The 20,051-nt window shown below is 58.0% G+C and carries 15 protein-coding genes; 6 read left to right on the top strand and 9 right to left on the bottom strand.

The features are described from left to right. Window position 1: 1 nt before the first annotated feature. A complete protein-coding gene (locus MHK05_RS00765) occupies window positions 2–967 on the bottom strand; it encodes a 1-phosphofructokinase family hexose kinase (protein WP_239204163.1) in 966 nt (321 codons plus the stop codon). A gap of 194 nt (window positions 968–1,161) precedes the next feature. Here MHK05_RS00765 and ptsP point away from each other — a divergent pair, with 194 nt between their 5' ends. Further along, window positions 1,162–2,850: a phosphoenolpyruvate--protein phosphotransferase gene (gene ptsP, locus MHK05_RS00760; RefSeq protein WP_239204161.1), complete on the top strand. Its 1,689-nt coding sequence runs from the start codon at window positions 1,162–1,164 to the stop codon at window positions 2,848–2,850. A gap of 21 nt (window positions 2,851–2,871) precedes the next feature. Here the strand turns inward: ptsP and sugR are convergent, their stop codons facing one another. After that, window positions 2,872–3,654 (bottom strand): transcriptional regulator SugR, encoded by a 783-nt coding sequence (sugR, locus tag MHK05_RS00755; RefSeq protein ID WP_023021379.1) that lies wholly within the window; start codon window positions 3,652–3,654, stop codon window positions 2,872–2,874. Window positions 3,655–4,009: 355 nt separating this feature from the next. Continuing rightward, the gene (lexA, locus tag MHK05_RS00750) at window positions 4,010–4,714 is read right to left on the bottom strand and encodes a transcriptional repressor LexA (RefSeq protein ID WP_023021380.1); all 705 of its coding nucleotides are present in this window, start codon (window positions 4,712–4,714) and stop codon (window positions 4,010–4,012) included. Between the two features lie 725 nt (window positions 4,715–5,439). Here lexA and nrdR point away from each other — a divergent pair. Beyond that, window positions 5,440–5,898 carry a transcriptional regulator NrdR gene (gene nrdR / locus MHK05_RS00745; RefSeq protein WP_049361220.1) on the top strand — a complete coding sequence of 153 codons (459 nt, stop codon included), beginning with the start codon at window positions 5,440–5,442 and terminating at the stop codon, window positions 5,896–5,898. Here the strand turns inward: nrdR and hrpA are convergent. After that, window positions 5,895–9,782: an ATP-dependent RNA helicase HrpA gene (hrpA, locus tag MHK05_RS00740; protein ID WP_239204159.1), complete on the bottom strand. Its 3,888-nt coding sequence runs from the start codon at window positions 9,780–9,782 to the stop codon at window positions 5,895–5,897. The genes nrdR and hrpA overlap by 4 nt on opposite strands. A 106-nt stretch (window positions 9,783–9,888) precedes the next feature. Here hrpA and MHK05_RS00735 point away from each other — a divergent pair, with 106 nt between their 5' ends. Continuing rightward, window positions 9,889–10,797, top strand: a complete 909-nt coding sequence (locus MHK05_RS00735) for a hypothetical protein (RefSeq protein ID WP_239204157.1) — start codon at window positions 9,889–9,891, stop codon at window positions 10,795–10,797. 88 nt (window positions 10,798–10,885) lie between these two features. On the opposite strand, the gene MHK05_RS00730 is transcribed toward MHK05_RS00735, so the two are convergent. Continuing rightward, on the bottom strand, window positions 10,886–11,830 hold the full coding sequence (locus tag MHK05_RS00730; RefSeq protein WP_200288966.1) for a hydrogen peroxide-inducible genes activator: 945 nt from the start codon (window positions 11,828–11,830) through the stop codon (window positions 10,886–10,888). Window positions 11,831–11,990: 160 nt separating this feature from the next. Between MHK05_RS00730 and MHK05_RS00725 the strand changes: the two genes are divergently transcribed. Together MHK05_RS00725 and ahpD are read left to right on the top strand one after the other, a co-directional pair. Next, complete coding sequence (locus MHK05_RS00725; protein WP_023021385.1) at window positions 11,991–12,584, top strand: peroxiredoxin; 594 nt, start codon at window positions 11,991–11,993, stop codon at window positions 12,582–12,584. 97 nt (window positions 12,585–12,681) lie between these two features. After that, window positions 12,682–13,206, top strand: a complete 525-nt coding sequence (gene ahpD / locus MHK05_RS00720; RefSeq protein WP_239204155.1) for an alkylhydroperoxidase, AhpD family — start codon at window positions 12,682–12,684, stop codon at window positions 13,204–13,206. An 88-nt stretch (window positions 13,207–13,294) separates the two neighbouring features. Here the strand turns inward: ahpD and MHK05_RS00715 are convergent, their stop codons facing one another. Beyond that, window positions 13,295–15,838 (bottom strand): DEAD/DEAH box helicase, encoded by a 2,544-nt coding sequence (locus tag MHK05_RS00715; protein ID WP_239204153.1) that lies wholly within the window; start codon window positions 15,836–15,838, stop codon window positions 13,295–13,297. Between the two features lie 34 nt (window positions 15,839–15,872). Next, window positions 15,873–16,937 (bottom strand): proteasome assembly chaperone family protein, encoded by a 1,065-nt coding sequence (locus tag MHK05_RS00710; protein ID WP_239204151.1) that lies wholly within the window; start codon window positions 16,935–16,937, stop codon window positions 15,873–15,875. 89 nt (window positions 16,938–17,026) lie between these two features. On the opposite strand from MHK05_RS00710, the gene MHK05_RS00705 reads away from it, so the two are divergent. Further along, a complete protein-coding gene (locus MHK05_RS00705; protein WP_239204149.1) occupies window positions 17,027–18,280 on the top strand; it encodes a DUF4192 domain-containing protein in 1,254 nt (417 codons plus the stop codon). On the opposite strand, the gene galE is transcribed toward MHK05_RS00705, so the two are convergent. Beyond that, a complete protein-coding gene (gene galE, locus MHK05_RS00700) occupies window positions 18,277–19,263 on the bottom strand; it encodes a UDP-glucose 4-epimerase GalE (RefSeq protein WP_023021390.1) in 987 nt (328 codons plus the stop codon). The two genes, MHK05_RS00705 and galE, sit on opposite strands and share 4 nt — an antisense overlap. A 2-nt stretch (window positions 19,264–19,265) precedes the next feature. Continuing rightward, on the bottom strand, window positions 19,266–19,943 hold the full coding sequence (locus MHK05_RS00695; RefSeq protein WP_023021391.1) for a metal-dependent transcriptional regulator: 678 nt from the start codon (window positions 19,941–19,943) through the stop codon (window positions 19,266–19,268). Window positions 19,944–20,051 lie beyond the last annotated feature (108 nt).

The following is a 20,051-nucleotide window of genomic DNA, read 5'->3' as shown; positions in this document are numbered from 1 at the left end:
CTTAGGCCAGCGAGTTAACGGTGGTATTAGCGATATCTATTTCTTCAGGACGAGGAAATTGCGTGCCTTGCTTGGATGCAGCCGCGGTCCCGTAGGCCACGGATCGGGCAAGGCTTGCGGCCGGAGATTTACCAGCGGTGCGGCCGAGAAGGTATCCGGCGAGCGCTGCGTCTCCAGCACCTACGGTGGATTTCACGGTGGCTGGAGGGGGAGTGGCAGCCCATGCTCCTTCAGCCGTAACCAGTACGGCACCGGCGCCACCGAGGGTGACGAGCACTTCTGCGATGCCTCGCTTGACGACGTCGCGTGCCGCGCTAACCACTCCCGAATAGTCACCGCGTGCAGCTTGTGCTTCCAGCTCGCGGCCGTCGGTGCCGGTGAGTTGGCCGAGCTCTAGACCATTGGGCTTTATAAGATCGGGTGCCGAAGACTCGAGATTTTTCCCGATGGCCAGCATCGGAGCATCGGAGGTATCTACCGCGATGCGGGCCTGTGGTGCGGCCGCACGGACAGCGGAGATGAGCTCGCAATACCAATCGGTGTCCACGCCGCGCGGTAAGGAACCTGCCAGCACCACCCAGTCGGCCGTGAGGGCGCGGGCGGTGAGGGTGGAGGTAATGGCTTGGGCATCGGCGTCGGAAAGCACGGGGCCTGGGCCGTTGACCTTGGTGGTGGTGCCGTCGGGCTCGGTGATGGTGGTGTTGACGCGAATGGAGCCATCCATAGCAGTAGCCGAAGAAGGCAATCCGGCCGCGTGGATGAGATTCAGGAAGGAATCGGAGTCGTGGGACGGAAAAAGTGCCAGGGTTTGCTCGCCGGCTAGGTGCACGGCATGGGTGACGTTTACGCCCTTGCCGCCTGCAACCTGTGTGACCTCGCTGGCACGGTGGACACCACCGGAAGTTAAAGGCCCGCTGAGTACGAGGGTGGCGTCGATACTGGGATTGGGGGTCAGCGTGAGAATCAAGTTGTCCCTTTCGCAGGTTATATATTGGGGCCGAACGCCGCTGGAGAGAACCTTTGGGAATGGCCCGCCCTTAATGTTGATTCTTGTCCGAATGTGTCCGAAAGTCAACAGAAAACTGTGGTATACATTGCTTTTCTATCCGTTTTGTGGTGTTCTGGAAGTCAATAACCGCTATCTTCGAAGGAAGTATGCTCATGGAAAACGCGTCTCAGTCCACAATCAAAGGCACCGGTGTCGTTGCCGGGGTCGCCTACGCCGAAGCCGTGTGGGTCCGCCCTCGCCCGGCCCTGCCTACCGAGGGAAGCATTGACCCAGAGCAAGCGAGTGAATCCGAGTACAACCGCTTTCTTGCGGCCGTAGATACGGTTGCTAATCGATTGGAGAAGCGCGCGGCATCCGCAGAGGGCCAAGCGGCCGAGGTTCTCACTGCAACCGCCGGTATGGTCAAGGACCGTGGCTGGCACAAAACAGTGCGCAAGAATATCCGCACCGGTAGGAATGCGGAATTTGCCACTGTTGGCGCGACTGACAAGTTTGTCACCATGTTCGAAGCCGCTGGTGGCGTGATGGCCGAGCGCACGACCGACTTGAAGGACGTACGCGACCGCGTCATCGCTGAGCTACGTGGTGAGGATGAGCCAGGCCTCCCTTTGGTAGATGGCGAGGCCGTCTTGTTTGCAGATGATTTGGCCCCGGCCGATACCGCAACGCTAGATACCAAACACATTAAAGCCCTTGTTACGGAGCTCGGTGGCCCCACTAGCCATACGGCCATCATCGCGCGCCAATTGGACATTCCGTGCATCGTGGCGGTGGGCGCTTCGCTTGGCGACATTGAAAGCGGCACGCTGGTATTTGTCGATGGCGCAGTAGGAACCGTGACTTGTGGTGCTGATGCGGAGACCTCCACCAAGGCCGTTGCTGAATACCGTGAGCGTGCAGCACGCGTTGCTCAGTGGCGCGGACCAGCTAAGACCAAGGACGGTCACAGCGTGCAGCTGCTGGCAAATGTTGCTGATGGCAATGCCGCCCGCATCGCTTCGGAGTCTCAGGCAGAAGGCATCGGCCTGTATCGCACGGAGTTGTCCTTCCTTTCGGCCAGCGAAGAGCCCAGCGTGGAGGAACAAGCAAAGATCTACGGAAAGGTTTTCAAGGCCTTCCCCGAATCCAAGGTAGTTGTGCGCACATTGGACGCAGGCTCCGATAAGCCAATTTCTTATGCCACGCTAAGCTCTGAGGAAAACCCGGCATTGGGCGTTCGCGGTCTGCGTATCGCGCGCGACAATGAAGCTTTGCTGACCCGCCAGCTTGATGCAATTGCGCAGGCTGCCGAAGCCCGTGATGATAAAGCCTCTACGTGGGTGATGGCTCCCATGGTTGCCACTTCTACCGAAGCTCAGTGGTTTGCCAACTTGTGTCGTGAACGCGGCCTGACTGCTGGCGCCATGATTGAGGTTCCCGCCGCAGCGCTGATGGCGGACAAAATCATGCCGCACCTCGACTTCGTATCCATCGGCACCAATGACCTGACTCAGTACACGATGGCTGCAGACCGTCTGTCCCCGCAGTTGGCCTACCTGACCGACCCGTGGCAGCCGGCCGTGCTGCGACTTATCCAGCACACCTGCATTGTGGGCCAGGCCAATAACGTTGCGGTAGGCGTATGCGGAGAAGCAGCCGCCGACCCCATGCTGGCCTGCGTGCTTACGGGCTTGGGCGTGAATTCGCTGTCCGCAGCGTCTACTGCAGTAGCAGGCGTAGGCGCACAGTTGGCAGACGTTACCTTGGAACAGTGTCAACAGCTCGCTGAGGTGGCATTGGATGCGGAAAGCCCTGACGCTGCCCGTACTGCAGTGGTAGAAACCATGGCGTCCTTCGCCTAGCTTGGGGCAAAGGAGCGGGGATTATTCGCTGGCGAGCACGACTTCAATTTCGTGCTCGCGCAGCGCCTCCACGAAGGAATCGGGGGCTGCGGCGTCAGTAATGACGACATCGATATCAGCGGCGGGGGCGAAGCTTACCAAGTAGTCATTGCCCAGCTTGCTGGAATCGCACATCACTACGACCTTGTGGGCGTTGGTGACGAAGGCAGACTTGATGGCTGCTTCTTGGGGATCGGCCGTGGAAAGTCCGTGATCCAGGGTCAGGGCATTGGTTCCGATGAAGGCGACGTCGGCGCGCATGAGCGCTAGCGTGCGCAGGGCGGTGTCGCCGACGACAGCTTGGGTGATCGCGCGAACCGTGCCGCCAAGCAGCTGGACGTCCGGTACTCCGCTGCCTGCTAAGGACAAGGCGATGGGCAGACTATTGGAGACGATGTTGAACTGGCCTTGGGGGTATTGCTGTCCTATCAGCTCAGCAAATGCATTAATCGTAGTGCCCGCGTCGAGGAAAATGCTGCCGCCGCCGTGGGGTAGAAAATCCAGCGCAGCTCGGGCGATGGCGGCTTTCGCGCCGGAGGCGGAACGCTGCCGAGTGTCTAGGGTAAGTTCCGCAGTTTGAAAGGACTGGGATGCTACTGCGCCGCCATGCACGCGATGGACGACGCCCTCTCGATCCAGCACCGCTAGATCGCGTCGAATGGTTTCGGCCGTGACTTCGAAGCGCTCGGATAGCTCAGTGACGTTGACGCGACCTTCAACGGCGGTGAGAGACGCTATCTGGCGGCGCCGCTCTTCTGCGTACATTATTCCTCCTTGGACTTAAGCACACCGCGGGGAGTAGCGGGGGTAAAAATTCCCGGATTCTGTGGATAGGAAAGTCCCGCGATGTTGTTTTTCTTAGTCCATTGTCTCAAAAATCGGGAATAACCGGACTAAAGCAAAAATTTGCACAGCTATCACCGCGCTACGAAGTGCGAAAATAACTGGTCAGGGCAAAAATTGGGAAAGTGGGATTTTCTTCTCCTTTGCTGTCTGGGTCCAAAATGGCGCCAAAATGGGGGTGGCTGGCGGAGAAGCTATATTAATGAGAAATGCGCACAAATAAGCCCCGCACGGCCTGGGGCGGCCGTTGCGGGGCGGAGTGATGCTGGGTGAGTGTTTAAAGTTTGCGGAACACGGATACAACCTTGCCCATAATTTCTGCATCATCGCCATTAATGGGCGAGTAAGCATCGTTGTGGGGAAGTAGCCATACGCCCGACGAGTCGCGGTGGAATTCCTTAACCGTGGCCTCAGAACCGTCCAGCAGCGCTGCGACAAACTCGCCTTCCTCAGCAACGGACTGGGAGCGAATAATCACCCAGTCACCGTCGAGAATCCCTGCATCCTTCATTGAATCGCCGACTACCTGCAGCATATATAGGTCGCCGCTGCCGACAACCTCGTCAGGCATGGGGAAGTACGTGTCGACGTTTTCCTCAGCGGTAATGGGTGCTCCCGCAGCGATGCGACCGACCACAGGAATATAAGACACAGCGCCTGCGTCCTCGGGAACCTGCTGTTCGGGCTTAGCGGGCTTGCGGCCAGGCTTCTTGGTGCCTTCGTCTGTGTTGAGATGTCGAACATCTACGGCACGCGGCTTATTTGGGTCGCGCCGGAGAAATCCCTTTTCTTCCAATTGCTTCAGCTGATAGGCAACTGAGGATGTGGACTGCAGGCCAGCTGCATCGCCGATTTCGCGAATGCTTGGTGGGTAGCCACGCAGCATGACGGCGTCACTAATGACATTGAGGATTCGTCGTTGGCGGTCGGATAGGGATGCGTAATCGGTCTTCTCGGCGGACTTTTTTGGCTTGCGGCCCATTGCTGGCTCCTACGTAGGGTCGGGTGACTTCGTTGTCGGTCTATTAGTGGGCGGATTTAGAGTGCCACAAGTCATTTGTAGCACGAAAAGTACAGATGTTCGAGATTTGTGTCCACGGGTGGACAAGTATTCGAAGCGGTGCTATAAATCGAACGTACCAACTAAATCGAACATTATGGCGACTGTTTCAAATTAAGTGTCCAGTGGGATGCCTATGGTGAGTTCGGTCGTCGAAAGGAAAAACATGTCTCTACTTATTAATTCTCGAAATGACCTGGCAAAGCGTAATTCTGCAGACGCTCTAGTGGTTTCTCCCGCATCTGTATGGGACGTGGATCGATATGCCTCTCGCGCGGCGCGAGGGAGCGGTGATTCGCGGTATGTTCGAACTCTCCGCGTGGAAGATCGAACGACATATCGTTCGAATCGAGTGAAATCTGGCGGGGGCGACGGTCTTTCACAGAGAGCTCAACGTAGCGCGGTGAAGTCGAACACAGGTAACTACGTTTTAGGTGGCGTGTTTGGAATCGCGGTCTTTTTGGGCACGCTCCTAGGCGGATTGGGAGGGGCGGAAGGAAGTAGTGCACCGCAACCGCCGACCTCAGACATTCAACAGGTCGAGGCTGCTGTAGTGCATTAGTGAGGCGGTGGCCTTATGCTCGGTGGTTGGGCGGACTGCTGGGCGAGTAAACTACTGGGGTAACAACGTCAGTGAAAGGACCTCTGTGTATTGCCCCTTCTGCCATAATGAGCAATCCCGTGTCATTGACTCCCGCGTCGTCGATGCTGGAGCGTCGATTCGGCGCCGGCGTGAGTGTGCTTCGTGTAAGGGGCGTTTTACCACGGTCGAAAAGGCCGTGTTGTTGGTGGTCAAGCGGAACGGACTCGCGGAACCTTTTAGTCGAGATAAACTGATTCGCGGCGTACGGCGCGCCTGTCAGGGGCGAGATGTGGGTGACGATGCCCTGAAAAAACTGGCGCAAGAAGTGGAAGAAACCGTACGCGGGCATGGTTCCTCTCAGGTCAACGCGAATGAGATTGGCCTGGCCATCTTGGAACCGCTTCGCGATCTTGATGAGGTGGCCTATCTGCGTTTTGCCTCGGTCTACAAGTCCTTTGAAAGCGCTGATGATTTCGAATCTGAAATTCGTCTCATGCGAAGGCGCGACCGAGAGGATTTCTAGCGCAATTTGTCAACGGCCTTCTGGATGCGGCGGAGTGACACTGCGTGAGCGGTGCCGAGGCGTTGGGCGAATAGTGAAACGCGAAGTTCCTCCACCATCCAGCGAATGTCCTTGACTTCGCGCGTCTTTTCGCGGCCAGGTGGTAGGCTGCGCAGCCGGTTGGCGAGGTAGGCCTTGGCGTTATCTACCTCGGCCTGGCGGTCTGCGTCGCGGTCAGGGTCAAGGTTCATGTCCTCCAAGCGAATGCGCGTGGCTTGGATATAGCGTGGTAGATGACGCAGGTGGGACATGCCATGGATTGTGATGGCATTACGGGGTAGGAGGAACTCCAATTGCTCGCGCATGTCATCGATGGCCGCACCGTCCCAGTGGGCGAGTTCGGCTCGCAGGTTGGAATACTCGGCGAGTCCTGGGGCGATAGCCACCACCGCTTGACGCACACGGCCCGGAACCTGGGGCTTGATGGTGTCTTTGAGCTTCTGGAAAGCGGAAGGAGTGCGGACGGGTCCGCCGGCCTCTAGCATCAGGTCGCGTATGGCCGCGACGCGGGCGTCGTTGACCAGGCCATCGGCGCCGCCGTGGGGATAGGAGTCGACGGCGACGCGTTGTTGCAGCGGCAGGCCCTTGACCATTTGTGCAGTATTGACCGCAATGTCGCGCATAAGCAGGGTAAGGGTGGTGGTAACCATAGCGGCATCGGCTGCGGCCTTGGTGGGATGTACCTTGAGTTCAACGCCGTCCTTTGTGGCGACGAGGGCGGGGTAAGCCGTGACTTCGTGGCCGTCGACGTTGGTGGTAACCGTGTCATCGATGGCACCTAGAGTATCTTCGGTCCACTCGCTGACAGCGGTGGACTCAGCGGTGCGAGAGACGCGGGACACAGAGGATTTGATATGCCCGGACTGGCGGCGGATAAGCGCTGCGAGGTCGCGGTCGGAGTCGACGATCTTGCCGCGCTTGTCGATGGCCCCGTAGTTCATCCGCAGGTGCATCGGTAGCTTGCTGGGCTGGAAATCGGTGGCGTTGATGCCTTGGCCGCCGAGTTCACGGAGGACGTCGGCAAGCTGCTGGGTGATGGTGCCTTCATAAGGGACGAGGCGGTCGATGGCGCGCTCAGCGAATTCGGGCGCGGGAACAACGGTGCGGCGCAGGGCCTTGGGCAAGCTGCGGATGAGTTCGGTTACGAGCTCGAGACGCAGGCCAGGGACGAGCCAATCGAAGCCTTCGGTATCTAAGCCGGCGAGCATGGGGATGGGTACCATCACGGTAACGCCATCGAGTGGATCGCCGGGTTCAAATTTATAGGTTAGTTCGTAGTCGATGGAACCCTTTCTCCAGTGGTCGGGGAAGGATTCTTCGGTGACCTCGTGGGAGTCATCGATGAGCTTTGTCGGATCAAAATCCAGCAATTCAGGGTTGCGACGGCGTTCTTTTTTCCACCACGAGTCGAAATGACGGCCGGTTGTTACATTTGCTGGGATGCGCTGGTCATAAAAGTCGAAGAGGGTGTCTTCGTCTACGATGAGGCCGCGGCGGCGGGCTTTTTCTTCGTATGCGGCGGCGTCGTCAAGCGCTTGGGCATTGGTTTTGAAGAAGGCGTGGTGGGTATTCCAGTCGCCGGCAACGAGCGCGTTGCGGATGAACATATCGCGCGCGGCGGTGGGATCGACGCGGTGGTAGGGCACGGTGCGGTCGGCCACAATGGGTACACCGTAGAGTGTGGACTTCTGGTGAGCGATGGCGGCGGCGCGTTTGCGGGACCAGGTGGGCTCGGAATAGTTGTGCTTGAGCAGGTCTGCGCCCAGCTTTTCTACCCAGGCGGGATCGATGGTGGCGACGTCGCGTGCCCAGAGGCGGGAAGTTTCCACCAGCTCGGCGGCCATGAGGAACTCCGGCGGCTTTTTGGCCAAGGCGGAGCCAGGAAATACCAGGAATCGGGTGTTGCGCGCGCCTTGGAATTCTTTGGAGTTGCCATCGCGGGCGCCGATATTGGATAGCAAGCCTGACAGGAGTGACATGTGGATATCATCGGCGCGGCGCTCGGTACCTTCCTGGTATGTCCAGCCCAGCTGCTTGGCGACGTCCTTGAGCTGGCGTACCAGGTCAAACCACTCGCGAATGCGCATGTAATGGAGAAACTCCTGCTTCATGCGTTTGCGGAATTTATTGCCGGATTGCTCGTTGCGGGTTTGTTTAATGTAATCCCAGAGCTTAAGCATGGACAAGAAATCCGAGGACTTGTCCTTGAAGCGGGCGTGGGCTTGGTCGGCCTGGGCCTGGAAATCAAGGGGGCGTTCGCGAACGTCCTGGATGGTCATGGCGGCGACGATGACCATGACATCATCCAGGCATCCGTTGGTATTGGCCTCAATGAGCATGCGTGCCATACGCGGATCTAGCGGGATGCGCGCTAGGTCGCGGCCAGTAGCGGTCAGCGTGGGCTTATCCTGCTTGTCGTGGAGAGCGCCGAGCTCGTGCAGGAGGTTAAGGCCATCGCGGATGGCCTTGTGCTCGGGCGGTTGGATGAACGGGAATTGTTCGATGTCGCCTAGCTTGAGCGATACCATCTGCAAGATGACGCTGGCGAGGTTGGTGCGCAGAATTTCTGGGTCGGTGAATTCGGAGCGGCTTTCAAAGTCCTGTTCGCTATAGAGGCGAATGGCGATGCCATCAGCGACGCGGCCGCAGCGGCCGGAGCGCTGGTTGGCGGAGGCCTGCGAGATGGGCTCAATAGGCAGGCGCTGGACCTTGGTGCGCGTGGAATAGCGCGAGATACGGGCAGTGCCGGTATCAACCACATAGCGGATGCCGGGCACAGTAAGCGAGGTTTCTGCAATATTCGTGGCCAGCACGATGCGGCGGCCACGGTGTTCGCTGAAAACGCGATGCTGTTCTTGATTAGATAAGCGGCCAAAGAGGGGAGTGACCTCGACGTTTTTCCACTTCTTGCCTTCGATGGCCTCCATGGCATCGCGGATATCGCGTTCGCCAGGGAAGAAGCAAAGGATATCGCCGTCGCCTTCGTGCATCAGCTCTTCGATTGCCTCGGTCAAACCGTCGAGCGGGTCTTGGTCCACCACCTTTCCGCCGGCCTCGAACTCGAGGGGCCGGTAACGGATTTCTACCGGGTAGGTGCGGCCGGAGACCTCGATAATGGGGGCAGGGTTTCCGTCGGCGTCGGCAAAATGGGCAGCGAAGCTTTCCGGATCGATGGTTGCGGAGGTAATGATGACCTTGAGATCGGGGCGCTTGGGCAAAAGACGCTTGAGATAGCCCAATAAAAAGTCGATGTTGAGGGAGCGCTCGTGGGCCTCATCGATGATGATGGTGTCGTACTTGTTGAGGAAGCGGTCACGCTGCATCTCGGCGAGTAGGATGCCATCGGTCATGAGTTTCACCGCGGTGGTCTCAGAGACGCGATCATCAAAGCGGATGGCGTAGCCGACGGATTCGCCAATCTTTTGGTCCAGTTCTGAGGCGATGCGTTCGGCCACGGTGCGTGCTGCAATGCGGCGTGGCTGGGTATGTCCGATTAGTCCGCGGCGGCCGCGGCCCAGATCAAGACAGATTTTTGGGATCTGTGTGGTCTTACCGGAGCCGGTCTCGCCGGCAATGATGACTACCTGGTTATCCCGGATGGCCTCGGCAATGTCGTCCTTACGGGCTGTGACGGGGAGGGCGTCGGGGTAGGTGATGGTGGGGACGGCGGCGTCGGTAAGCGCGACGCGCTCAGCCGCAGCGTGGATTTCAGCGCCGATTTCTTGGAGCGCTTTCGGGGCACGGGCCTTTTTCAGGCGGCGGCGGAAGGAGCGGGCTTCGGCCAAGGTGACATTTTCGAGTGCGGCGAAAAGCTCGTCGCGGGAAGGGGTTTCATTCATAGTCATGACTAGGCACAGAGTTTACCTGCCCGCCTGAAATGAGGAAAAAGTTGTTAAAGTGGCAATACTTATTCATGCACTGATTGGCATTCCTTAAGGAGGAGCCCCGGTTATGACGAACCCGTATTCGGGCGGAAATGATGATTTTCCGCGCTACGAACCGACAGATCACCCCGAAGACCGACCCAACTATGGCCAGCTTCCGTCTTATGACGGCAGCCACGAAGAAAACACCCGGGGCTATGTGGGCTACCAAGCCGGCCAGCGCCCATATACCGGCAAGGTCTCTGCCGTAGACGCCGTTTCTTGGGCGTTTAGGACCGTCTTTAGCAATTGGAAGCTATGGATTTTGGGATCCCTAGCGCTTTTTGCGCTAGGCATTGTTTTTGTTGTTATTGCAGCTGGCATCAATGCTGCGGGCGACTCCGGAACGGGTCAGGCAACCGCGGGCTCTTTGGTCTCTCAACTCATTTCGACTGTCCTAAGCCTTGTTTTGTCGCTGGTAGTTATGCGCCTGGCGCTTTTCCAGATTGATGACTCTCGCACCGGTTGGGGCTACCTGTTTAAGAACGTGCGTTGGTGGCAGCCGCTGGTCATCATGCTCGTCATCGGGGCGGTGTCGATGTTCATTGTATTCTCTGTAGTAGGTGGAACCGTCACTGGGCTGCTTGGTGACGCCGAGAATCTCACGGAGGAAGAAGCAGTTGCGGCAGTATTAAGCGTCATGGGCATCATGGGCGTACTTTTGGTGATTAGTTTCTTTATTCAACCACTTTTCTCACTGATGCAGTGGTTTGCGGCTGACGGCGATGGCGTTGGCGAAGCAGTAAAGAATGGCTTTAAGGCAGGCAAGGACAACTATGGCCAGATGTTGCTGCTTGCCATTTTGAACTTTTTCATCATTGTTGCCGGCTTCTTGCTTTTGGGCATCGGCCTTATCGTGGCGTATCCGGTTACGCTCTTGGCACAGGCGCACATGTTCCGCCAGTGCGCGGGGCGCAATACTCTCCCGCAGGCGTAGCGCACCACAGTTAAAGGCCACCGTTCCAGTTAGGGGCGGTGGCCTTTGGTGTGCTTGGCGACGCCCCCGTGGGGCTTGCCGTGAACGATTACTGCCGGGAGCGCTCAATCGCCTTGTTATAGGCGGCGGTGATGAGCGTGCCGAATTCGCGGAATTCCTCGGCGCGGGCGGCGGAGGAACGGAATACGAGGCCGACCTCGCGTTCGGCTGTGACGTCGGGGGCGAAGTGGGCTACGGCTACATCCTTGCCGTGGCATTCGGTTGCCAGGGCGGATTCTGGGACGAGGGTGCAGCCCAGCCCGCCCATGACCAGCTGCATGATGGTGGTCAGGGAGGAGGCGCGGGTGACCGAATTGGTGGCCTCGGCCGGGTTGATATTGGCGTGGCGGCAAAGGTCGACTACCTGGTCGCGCAAGCAGTGGCCGTCGTCAAGCAGCAGCAAATCCAGGTCCTTGAGTTCCGCAAGCTCGACGTCCTCACGGCCGGCGATGGGGTGATCGGGCGGGCAGACAATGGAGAATTTCTCGGTGTAAAGCGGGCTATCGACCATGCCGGTGGCCTCGGAAGGAAGGGCCATGATGGCTAGGTCCAGGTTGCCGTTGCGCAGGCGGGTGATGAGGTGTTGGGTTTGCTCCTCGACGAAGCGCGGCTGGAGATCCGGGTAGGCCTCGGCAAGCATGGAGAGCAGATCGGGGAGGATGTAGGGGGCGATGGTGGGGATAACGCCGATCGTTAGTGGGCCGGCAAGGGTGCCGTTGGCGCCGCGAGCGTGGGCGAGGAAGGTATCGGCTGCTTCAAGCGTTGCCTTGGCGTAGGGGAGGAGGGTCTCACCAGCCGAGGTGACGATGACCTTGCGGGTGGAGCGCTCAATAAGCTGCAGGCCCAAGCCCTGCTCGAGGGCAACGAGGCCCTGGGAGAGGGAGGGCTGGGAAATTTCGAGCTTGGCGGCTGCGGTACCAAAGTGCTTGTTTTCCGCAACGGTGACGAAGGTACGCAGCTGAGCAAGTGTAGGGCGATACTCTTTATTATGCATGCCTATCACTCTAACACTTACCTATAGGATTTGCTATTGACGCGAGCCGAAAAGATGGTATAACTGATCGTGTTGGGCCGGACACGGTCCGGCCCCGCTGCTTGTACGCCAAGCGGCAGGAAACTTAGAGGAAAAGCCTTTGCTAAAGGAGTTGAAGACTATGCCTATTTTGACCGTCGGCGAGAAGTTCCCAGAGTTCAACCTCACTGCCCTGACCGGTGGCGATCTGCACGACGTCAACGCTAACCAGCCGGAGGACTACTTCGAGCAGGTATCCCTGGACAAGTACGAGGGCAAGTGGAAGGTCGTCTTCTTCTACCCGAAGGACTTCACCTTCGTCTGCCCGACCGAGATCGCTGCCTTTGGCAAGCTGGACGAGGAGTTCCAGGACCGCGATACCCAGATCCTCGGCGGCTCCACCGATAACGAGTTCGCTCACTTCAACTGGCGCGCAACCCACCCGGAGCTGAAGGAAGTTCCTTTCCCGATGTTCTCTGACGTGCGCCACGACCTCATCCGCGCACTGGGCGTAGAAAACGCTGATGGTGTTGCTGACCGCGCTACCTTCATCATCGACCCGGATGGTGTTATCCAGTTCGTCTCCGTTACCCCGGATGCTGTCGGCCGCAATGTAGACGAGGTTCTGCGCGTGCTTGACGCTCTGCAGTCCGAAGAGGTCTGCGCTTGCAACTGGGAGAAGAACGACCCCACCAAGAATATCAACAAGATGGACGTCGTTCAGTCCGCGCTCTAAATCTCACTGAGATGCAGGTTTACCCCGCTTTCGTGGCGGGGTTTCCTTTTAAATCCAGCACAGCAAATTCCTATCAAAATCCCAAAGGAGAAAAGCTATGTCTATTGATAATCTGAAGTCTTCCCTGCCGGAGTACGCCAAGGACCAGAAGCTCAACCTCGGTGCGCTGACCCGTTCCAAGGACTTGGACGAAGAGCAGCTGTGGGGCTGCCTGCTGGCATCGGCCGCAGCAACCCGCAATGACACCGTGCTGGCAGAAATCGCTGAGGAAGCAAAAGAGCACCTCTCCGAGGAGGCTATTGAGGCAGCCTACGGCGCAGCCACCGTCATGGCGATGAATAACGTTGCTTACCGCGCCAAGGGCTGGTTGGGCGATGACTACGCACAGGTAAAGTTTGGCCTGCGCATGAACATCATCTCCAAGCCGGGCGTAGACAAGGCTAATTTCGAGCTGTGGAATACCGCAGTTTCTGCCATCAATGGTTGCGAGCACTGCCTCGGCGCCCACGCTCAGGAACTCAACGAGGCTGGACTGAGCAAGGAACAGGTCTGGGAGGCCGTCAAGGTCGCTGCCGTAGTTCAGGCTGTGGCACAGGCTGTCCAGATTGAGGCCGCACGCTAAAATAGCCGGCCTTTAGCCGCCCTCGCGCTTGCCGACGTCCCCTTACTTCGGGGCGAGGCAGCCAGGGCGGCTTTGTCGTTTTGGCTGGCTAGTACTCCACGCGCAGGTCCGACAGTCGGACTTCGCCAGCCTCATCGGAGGCATCGAGATTTACCGTAGCGACGAACTGGTAGGCGTGGTCGCCGTCTGGGTCCTTGATGATCTGGCGCACGGACCACGCACGCGAGTCAGTATCGCCTAGACGGAAAAACTCCGGGCCGCGGGCCTCGGGGCCGGAATCGATGTCATCATACTCATCGAAGTAATCATCTAGGATAGCGCCGAAGTCCGGTACCTCGTCCAGATAATCAAGCAGCTCCGCCAAGCGGTCTTCCTTTTCCAAAGCAAAGAGCTGCACCAAGCGGAACATGTAATTGCGCACCATGATGGTAAAGGCGCGGCGATTGGCCGTGAGCGCGGAGGGGTCCTCCACGCCAAAGGCCAGCTCGCGGTCCACTGTGTCTTGGTCGATGGGGGAGTCTTCGCCGGCCATCTGCGCCCATTCGTCGACAAGCGAGGAATCCACCTGGCGGATAAGTTCACCCAGCCAGATGACGATGTCCTCGAGCTCCGGGGTGTTGTACTCATCGGGGATGGATTGTTTGAGGGTACGCCAGGCATCGGTCAAGTAACGCAAAATCACGCCCTCGGAGCGGGCCAAGCCGTAGGTGGCGACCAAATCCGAGAAGGTCATTGCATTCTCGAGCATGTCGCGCACCACGGACTTGGGTCGCAGCTCAAACTCCTTGACCCACGCATTGGTCTCAGCGAAAGTGTCGTAGGCCTGCTCCAATAGCTCCTCGAGCGGCTTCGGCCAGGTGATATCCTCCACGATATTCATGCGGTCGGTGTAGTCCACCCCGTCCGCCTTCAGCGCGGCGATCTCTTCGCCACGGTGCTGTTTCTGCTGGGCGATGAGTACCTGGCGCGGGTCATCCAGGATGGACTCGAATACGGAAATAACGTCCAAGTTATAAGTGTCCGCCTCCGGATCCAGCAGCGAGAGCGCGGCTAGGGCGAATGGTCCCAGCGGTTGGTTAAGCGCGAAATCGCGGGGGAGTTCTCGCACCAAATGATAGGGTCGGCCGTAGATATCCAAGCCCTTGGTGGATTTTTGCACTACGCCAGAATCCACCAGCCCGCGGAAAAGGTCGAGGGCTGTGAGAATGTCCTTATTCTGCTTGCTGCGATTATCGTGGTTGTCCCGCAGCAGATGGCGCATGTGTTCATAGCCGTTGCCATGTCGTGCCAATACATTAAGCAGCATCGAGTTAGAGACGCGGAATTGAGACGTCAGCTGCTCAGGCTCAGCCTCAGTAAGGCGCGCAAAGGTCTTTTCGGACCACGAAACCTCGCCCTCTCGAGCGGACTTTTTCTTTAGCTTCTTCAAGCGTTTGGGGTCATCACCGATGCGGCGGCGTTCCTTAGCGTTTTCGATTTCATGCTCGGGGGCCTCAACCACCACGGTGCCCTCGGTGTCATAGCCGGCGCGGCCGGCACGCCCAGCAATCTGGTGAAATTCGCGCGATTTCAAAATGCGCTGGCGCTGTCCATCGAACTTAGCCAGCCCCGTCATGAGTACGGTACGGATAGGCACGTTAATGCCCACGCCCAAGGTATCGGTGCCGCAGATAACCTTGAGCAGGCCCTTTTGTGCCAAACGCTCTACTAGGCGGCGGTACTTGGGCAGCATACCCGCGTGGTGGATGCCAATACCCTTGCGCAGCAACTTAGATAGATCCTTGCCAAAGGCAGTGGTGAAACGGAAGCCGCCGATTTCCTGGGCAATGGCCTCTTTTTCTTCTTTGGTGATTATCCCCGAAAGCGAGGTGAGCGCCTGGGCGCGCTCGGCCGCTTCACGCTGCGAGAAGTGCACCACGTAGATGGGTGCCTTCTTATCGGCCAAGAGCTCTTCGATGGTCTCGTGTACCGCACTAAAGACATAGGAAAAATCCAGCGGCACGGGGCGCGTGGTACCAGCAACCAGGTCGGTAGCGCGGCCGGTACGACGGCTAAGGTCTTCTTCCAACCATGTGGTATCGCCCAGGGTGGCGGACATAAGCAAGAACTGCGCGTTGGACAATTCCAGCAGCGGCACCTGCCAGGCCCAGCCGCGGTCCGGTTCGGAGTAGTAGTGGAACTCGTCCATCACCACCTGGTCGATATTGGCCTCGGCGCCATCGCGAAGCGCAATATTAGCCACAATCTCAGCCGTAGCGGCGATGATGGGGGCATTGCCGTTGACGGTGGCGTCACCAGTCATCATGCCCACATTTTCCGCGCCAAAGATATCGCAGAGAGCAAAGAACTTCTCACTTACTAGAGCCTTGATGGGCGCCGTATAAAAACTGCGCTGGCCACGGGCCAAGGCGATAAAGTGTGCGGCATTGGCCACCATGGACTTTCCGGAGCCAGTCGGGGTAGCGAGGATGACATTATCGCCGGTCAAGATCCCCAGCGAGGCCTCCTCCTGCGCTGGATACAAATTAATGCCCCGGCCGGTGGTCCACGAGGTAAAGGTATCCCAGATTGCCTCATCTACGAGGGACTCGGGCACTTCCGATAAATCTGGCAGCAGCTGAGATAAGTTCACCCCCACCACCTTAGCGGTGATAAGGGTGGGTTAGTTAGATATCGTCACCTAAGTCGCCATCGCCCTGAGCGGAATCTGGATCATCCTTGCCGTTATCGGCTTGAGAGCCCTCGCCATCGGCGGAATCTTCGCGGTCATCTATGTCAGAGTTAATGATCTGCTGGCTTTCTTCCTTATCCAAAGAAGCCAAGAAGGCTTGGAACTCCTCGCTGATTTCCTCGCCGGTAGGCATAGCTTCCTCGCCGGGCATGATAGCCTGCGGGTGTTCCTTGCGGTAGCGCTCCATATAGGCGTCATACTGCTGCTCGAGTTGCTGAACCACGCTTTCTATCTCATCCGAGCCACCAACTTGTTCTTCCAATTGGTTTTCTACGCGGGAAATATCAGCCTCGATGCTGCCCAAAGGAATATTGAGGTGCGCGGCCCGAGCTACCGAATCCAATAACTGGAACGTGGCTTGCGGGTAGGGCGAAGCCGCAAGATAATGCGGCACGTGGACGGTATATCCGGCTACGGTGCGCTGCTTATCCGCCAGTGCTTTTTCCAGATACAGTGCAGCAGAGCCTGGGACCATCATGGTGGAATCCATCGACAACATATGCTCAGTCAGACGGGAGGAAGTGCCATGCGCCGTGACCACCGTGGGGCGGGTGTGCGGAACCGGCATAGGTGCTGCATAGAGCATGATGGTGTCATTGATATTGAACTTTTCCACCAGCTTGACCACAGCAGTGGTAAAAGCCTCCCAGCGCATGTCGGGCTCTGGGCCAGACAGCAGTAGGAAGGTTTTGCCGGAATTATCGCGCAGGACCTTGATACCCAGATCCATCGATTCAATTTCTAGCGCCCGATCCTTATCGATGGTGACGGCTGGCCGGCGCGAGCGGTAATCAATCAGCTCATCAGAGTTAAACGAGGCCAGTTGGCGGCCTTCCAAAGCTGCCTTCAAATGGTCCGCACTAGCCTCGATGGCCTGGCCGGCGTCTGCATAGCCGTGCATGGCAACAATCATGGTGGGGCCTTGTCCGTCACCGGAATCATCCCTAATCACCGGGGCTGGATACTCCAGCTCATACATGCGGCGATCTTCTTCGTGCATGTTGTGTTACCTCCTTGCTTTCTTACCTACCCCAACGCCGCAGGCGGGCTCAGTATTCCCGCGCGCACTGGGAGGTTAAATAACTGATTGTGCCCCAAATCGCCGCACATTGCCAGCGCAATCCCGGGCGGGGTGTGGACAAGCCGCTTGCCGACGCCCCCTCACCCCGCCTATCCCCAGATTCTTACCACTTCTTGATGCTTGTCCTATACATGGTTGCGCGCGTGGCTGAAGCTGGGGCCATGAACATCTCAACACCAACTCAGCCCATTCGTACGCCCGGCGATATCCTCGCCAATATCCCAGGAATTCTCGGATTCTTCCCCTCCGAATCAGTCATCCTCATCTCCATTCAGCCCAGCCCACACGGATTCAGTATGGGGCCGGTAGCCCGCCTCAATCTGAACGATGTCCCTGCCGCCTTGCAAGAAGTGATGGATGCATTTCACTGCGGCAACCCCGAAAGCATCTTTGGTTTCGTTCTCTCTCAACGCCAAGAAGAAGATTTATGGGATATCTTGCACTCCCTCTACCGCTTTCAGGATCGCTCTGGTGTGGGCATTGACGCCTGTTGGCTGGCCGAAGAGCTATCTACTGATACCGCCTACGACCTCATTTTTGGCCACGCGTCCGAGGACGGCGAGGGCCCGCTGCAGAATTGGATGGAAGGAACCATTCCCGCCATATCGACGAGCCACTCCATGCGTGAGTGCGTGAATAATGGCATGCTTCCTGAACTCAGCCGCAATGACTTGGTTCAGCGTTTTAAGGACCACAACCCATACTTTGGGAAAGAAGAAATTAGCGCAATGGAGCGATGCTGCAGAGAAATCGCCCGCCAACTGCGCGCCGGGCGCGGTTACCAAACTTCAGATCCAGTGCAGGTGGTCAAGCGCCTTATCGCTGATGTCCGCTTCGTGCTCAGTGAGGTGGAATCGCTGGAGGAGACTTTGGAAAATGAGGAATTGCTGTGTGCAGCAGCCATGTGGATGTCTACCACGTGGACCCGTGACCTGGTCATCACAGAGCTGGTGTCTGCGCCGCGGGAAGCAGGGGACCTCCTCCTAGCGGTGGCACGTACATTCCAGGGGTCCATCCGCTATAACGCCCTAGCCTTATACGCAGCTAGCCAGGTATACCATGAATTCGGAATTTATGCGGGTCCGGCGCTTTCTGTACTAGTAGAAGAGGCGCCCCATCATAATTTGGGGCGCCTCATAGCGCAGGGGTATCGCAGCGGCATGGGAAGGCGGTTGGTTACGAGCCTCTGCCATGGCTGTGAGTTAGCCCGCGAAGCGGCGGGGCTTGGCGCTGATGCCCCGCAAAGTAGCTTTGGAGGCTAGGCCCGCTTCGCTGAATGTGCCTTATCACCTAGTTGGCGGGTGAAATTCCATGCATCGGTAACGATCGTTTCCAGATCCGTGCGGGTGGGGTTCCATCCGAGCTCCCGCTTGATCTTCTCTGAGGAAGCGATGAGGGTGGCTGGGTCGCCTGCGCGGCGCGGAGCCACCTCAGCAGGAATGTCGTGGCCGGTGACCTTGCGGCACATCTCAATGACCTGCTTGACGGAGTAGCCATCACCAGAACCCAGATTGTAAATGCGGTGACTACCAGACTCATTCGATTCGAGAGCAAGCACATGGGCATCGGCCAGATCACGGATATGGATATAGTCACGCACTGGGGTGCCGTCTGCGGTATCCCAGTCATCACCGAACATGAAGATCTTATCGCGGTGGCCCAAGGCCACCTGCAACACGATGGGGATGAGGTGGGTTTCTACCTCGCGGTTCTCACCGATGTTTCCGTAGGCTCCAGCCACATTGAAGTAGCGCAGGGAGGTCGCCCCCAATCCATAGGCGTGGGCGAAAGAGGTGATCATGTAGTCGATGGCAAGCTTGGTTGCACCATAGGGATTGGTGGGCTGGGTTGGCATATCCTCTGTAATCGGCACTTGGTCCGGCTCACCGTAGGTTGCAGCGGTGGAGGAGAAGACGAGATTTTTGACCTCGTTATCCCGCATGGCATTGAGCAGCGTCAGGGTAGTAACGACATTGTGCTGCCAATACTCATCGGGCTTTTCCACGGATTCGCCCACCAACGAGCGCGCCGCGAAGTGGATGACACCCTCGAAACCACCTTCTCCCAGGACCTCGGCGGCCTTATCCGCCACGTCGCCCTCGACGACGCGGGCTGTTTCTGGAACGGCTTCGCGGTTTCCGGTGGAGAAATTGTCAATGATGGTTACATCATGGCCTTGTTCGACCAATACAGCGGCGCACACGCTGCCGACATAGCCGGCGCCACCGGTGACAAGAAGTTTCATGGTTATACCTCCACGCGCACTGCGTGCGCCAAGTCGTCGGAAAGCACGACGCTGCCGCCATCCGGTGTCGACAACGTAATCGTGCCGCTGTTATTGACTACCGATACCTTTGCTCCCACGCGGATTCCGGCAGCGGTGAGTTCCTGGAAGGTGCCATCATCAACCTGCAAAATCTCATTGACCTGGATGACGGTGGCGGAGACCTCCTCACCATTGGGGAGATCGACTGCGCGGGTGCCCTGGTCCGGCTGCGGAGCATCGAAGCCCAGTGCAGACAGCGCCGGGATAGGGTTGCCGAATGGTGACCGGGTTGGATCATCGAGAACCGCGACCATGCGTTTTTCTACTTCTTCGCTCATCACATGCTCCCAACGGCAGGCCTCGTCGTGAACTTTTGCGATGTCGAGCCCGAGGACGTCGGTAAGCAAACGCTCTGCCAAACGGTGCTTGCGCATGACTGCGGTAGCCAGGTCGCGGCCCTTGTCCGTGAGATCCAAACTGCGGTCGGTACGCACGTGCAAAAGGCCGTCGCGTTCCATGCGAGCTACAGTTTGAGAAACCGTAGGCCCAGACTGCTCCAAACGCTCCGCGATGCGGGCGCGAAGGGGAGTAATACCTTCTTCCTCTAGCTCGTAGATGGTGCGTAGATACATCTCCGTTGTATCAACTAGGTCCCTCACGTGGGCATACCTTTCTGTGTGAATACAGTTTCGCGGCTAATCTCCCGACCAAGGACGGGAAAGCGCTTTCTAGACTCTGCAGTCCAGATTAGCCTACCTAAGCCCTTG

The sequence above is a fragment of the Corynebacterium nasorum genome (assembly GCF_022347325.1).
Lineage (GTDB): Bacteria > Actinomycetota > Actinomycetes > Mycobacteriales > Mycobacteriaceae > Corynebacterium > Corynebacterium kefirresidentii.
The sequence above is the reverse complement of the archived record's forward strand: the minus strand, read 5'-3'. Positions and strand labels throughout refer to the sequence as shown.

What these genes read in the sequence shown, in the direction of transcription:
- ptsP (WP_239204161.1), top strand. Translation starts at nt 1,162, where the DNA reads ATGGAAAACGCGTCTCAGTCCACAATCAAAGGCACCGGTGTCGTTGCC.
- sugR (WP_023021379.1), bottom strand. Translation starts at nt 3,654, where the DNA reads ATGTACGCAGAAGAGCGGCGCCGCCAGATAGCGTCTCTCACCGCCGTT.
- lexA (WP_023021380.1), bottom strand. Translation starts at nt 4,714, where the DNA reads ATGGGCCGCAAGCCAAAAAAGTCCGCCGAGAAGACCGATTACGCATCC.
- hrpA (WP_239204159.1), bottom strand. Translation starts at nt 9,782, where the DNA reads ATGACTATGAATGAAACCCCTTCCCGCGACGAGCTTTTCGCCGCACTC.
- MHK05_RS00735 (WP_239204157.1), top strand. Translation starts at nt 9,889, where the DNA reads ATGACGAACCCGTATTCGGGCGGAAATGATGATTTTCCGCGCTACGAA.
- MHK05_RS00730 (WP_200288966.1), bottom strand. Translation starts at nt 11,830, where the DNA reads ATGCATAATAAAGAGTATCGCCCTACACTTGCTCAGCTGCGTACCTTC.
- MHK05_RS00725 (WP_023021385.1), top strand. Translation starts at nt 11,991, where the DNA reads ATGCCTATTTTGACCGTCGGCGAGAAGTTCCCAGAGTTCAACCTCACT.
- ahpD (WP_239204155.1), top strand. Translation starts at nt 12,682, where the DNA reads ATGTCTATTGATAATCTGAAGTCTTCCCTGCCGGAGTACGCCAAGGAC.
- MHK05_RS00710 (WP_239204151.1), bottom strand. Translation starts at nt 16,937, where the DNA reads ATGCACGAAGAAGATCGCCGCATGTATGAGCTGGAGTATCCAGCCCCG.
- galE (WP_023021390.1), bottom strand. Translation starts at nt 19,263, where the DNA reads ATGAAACTTCTTGTCACCGGTGGCGCCGGCTATGTCGGCAGCGTGTGC.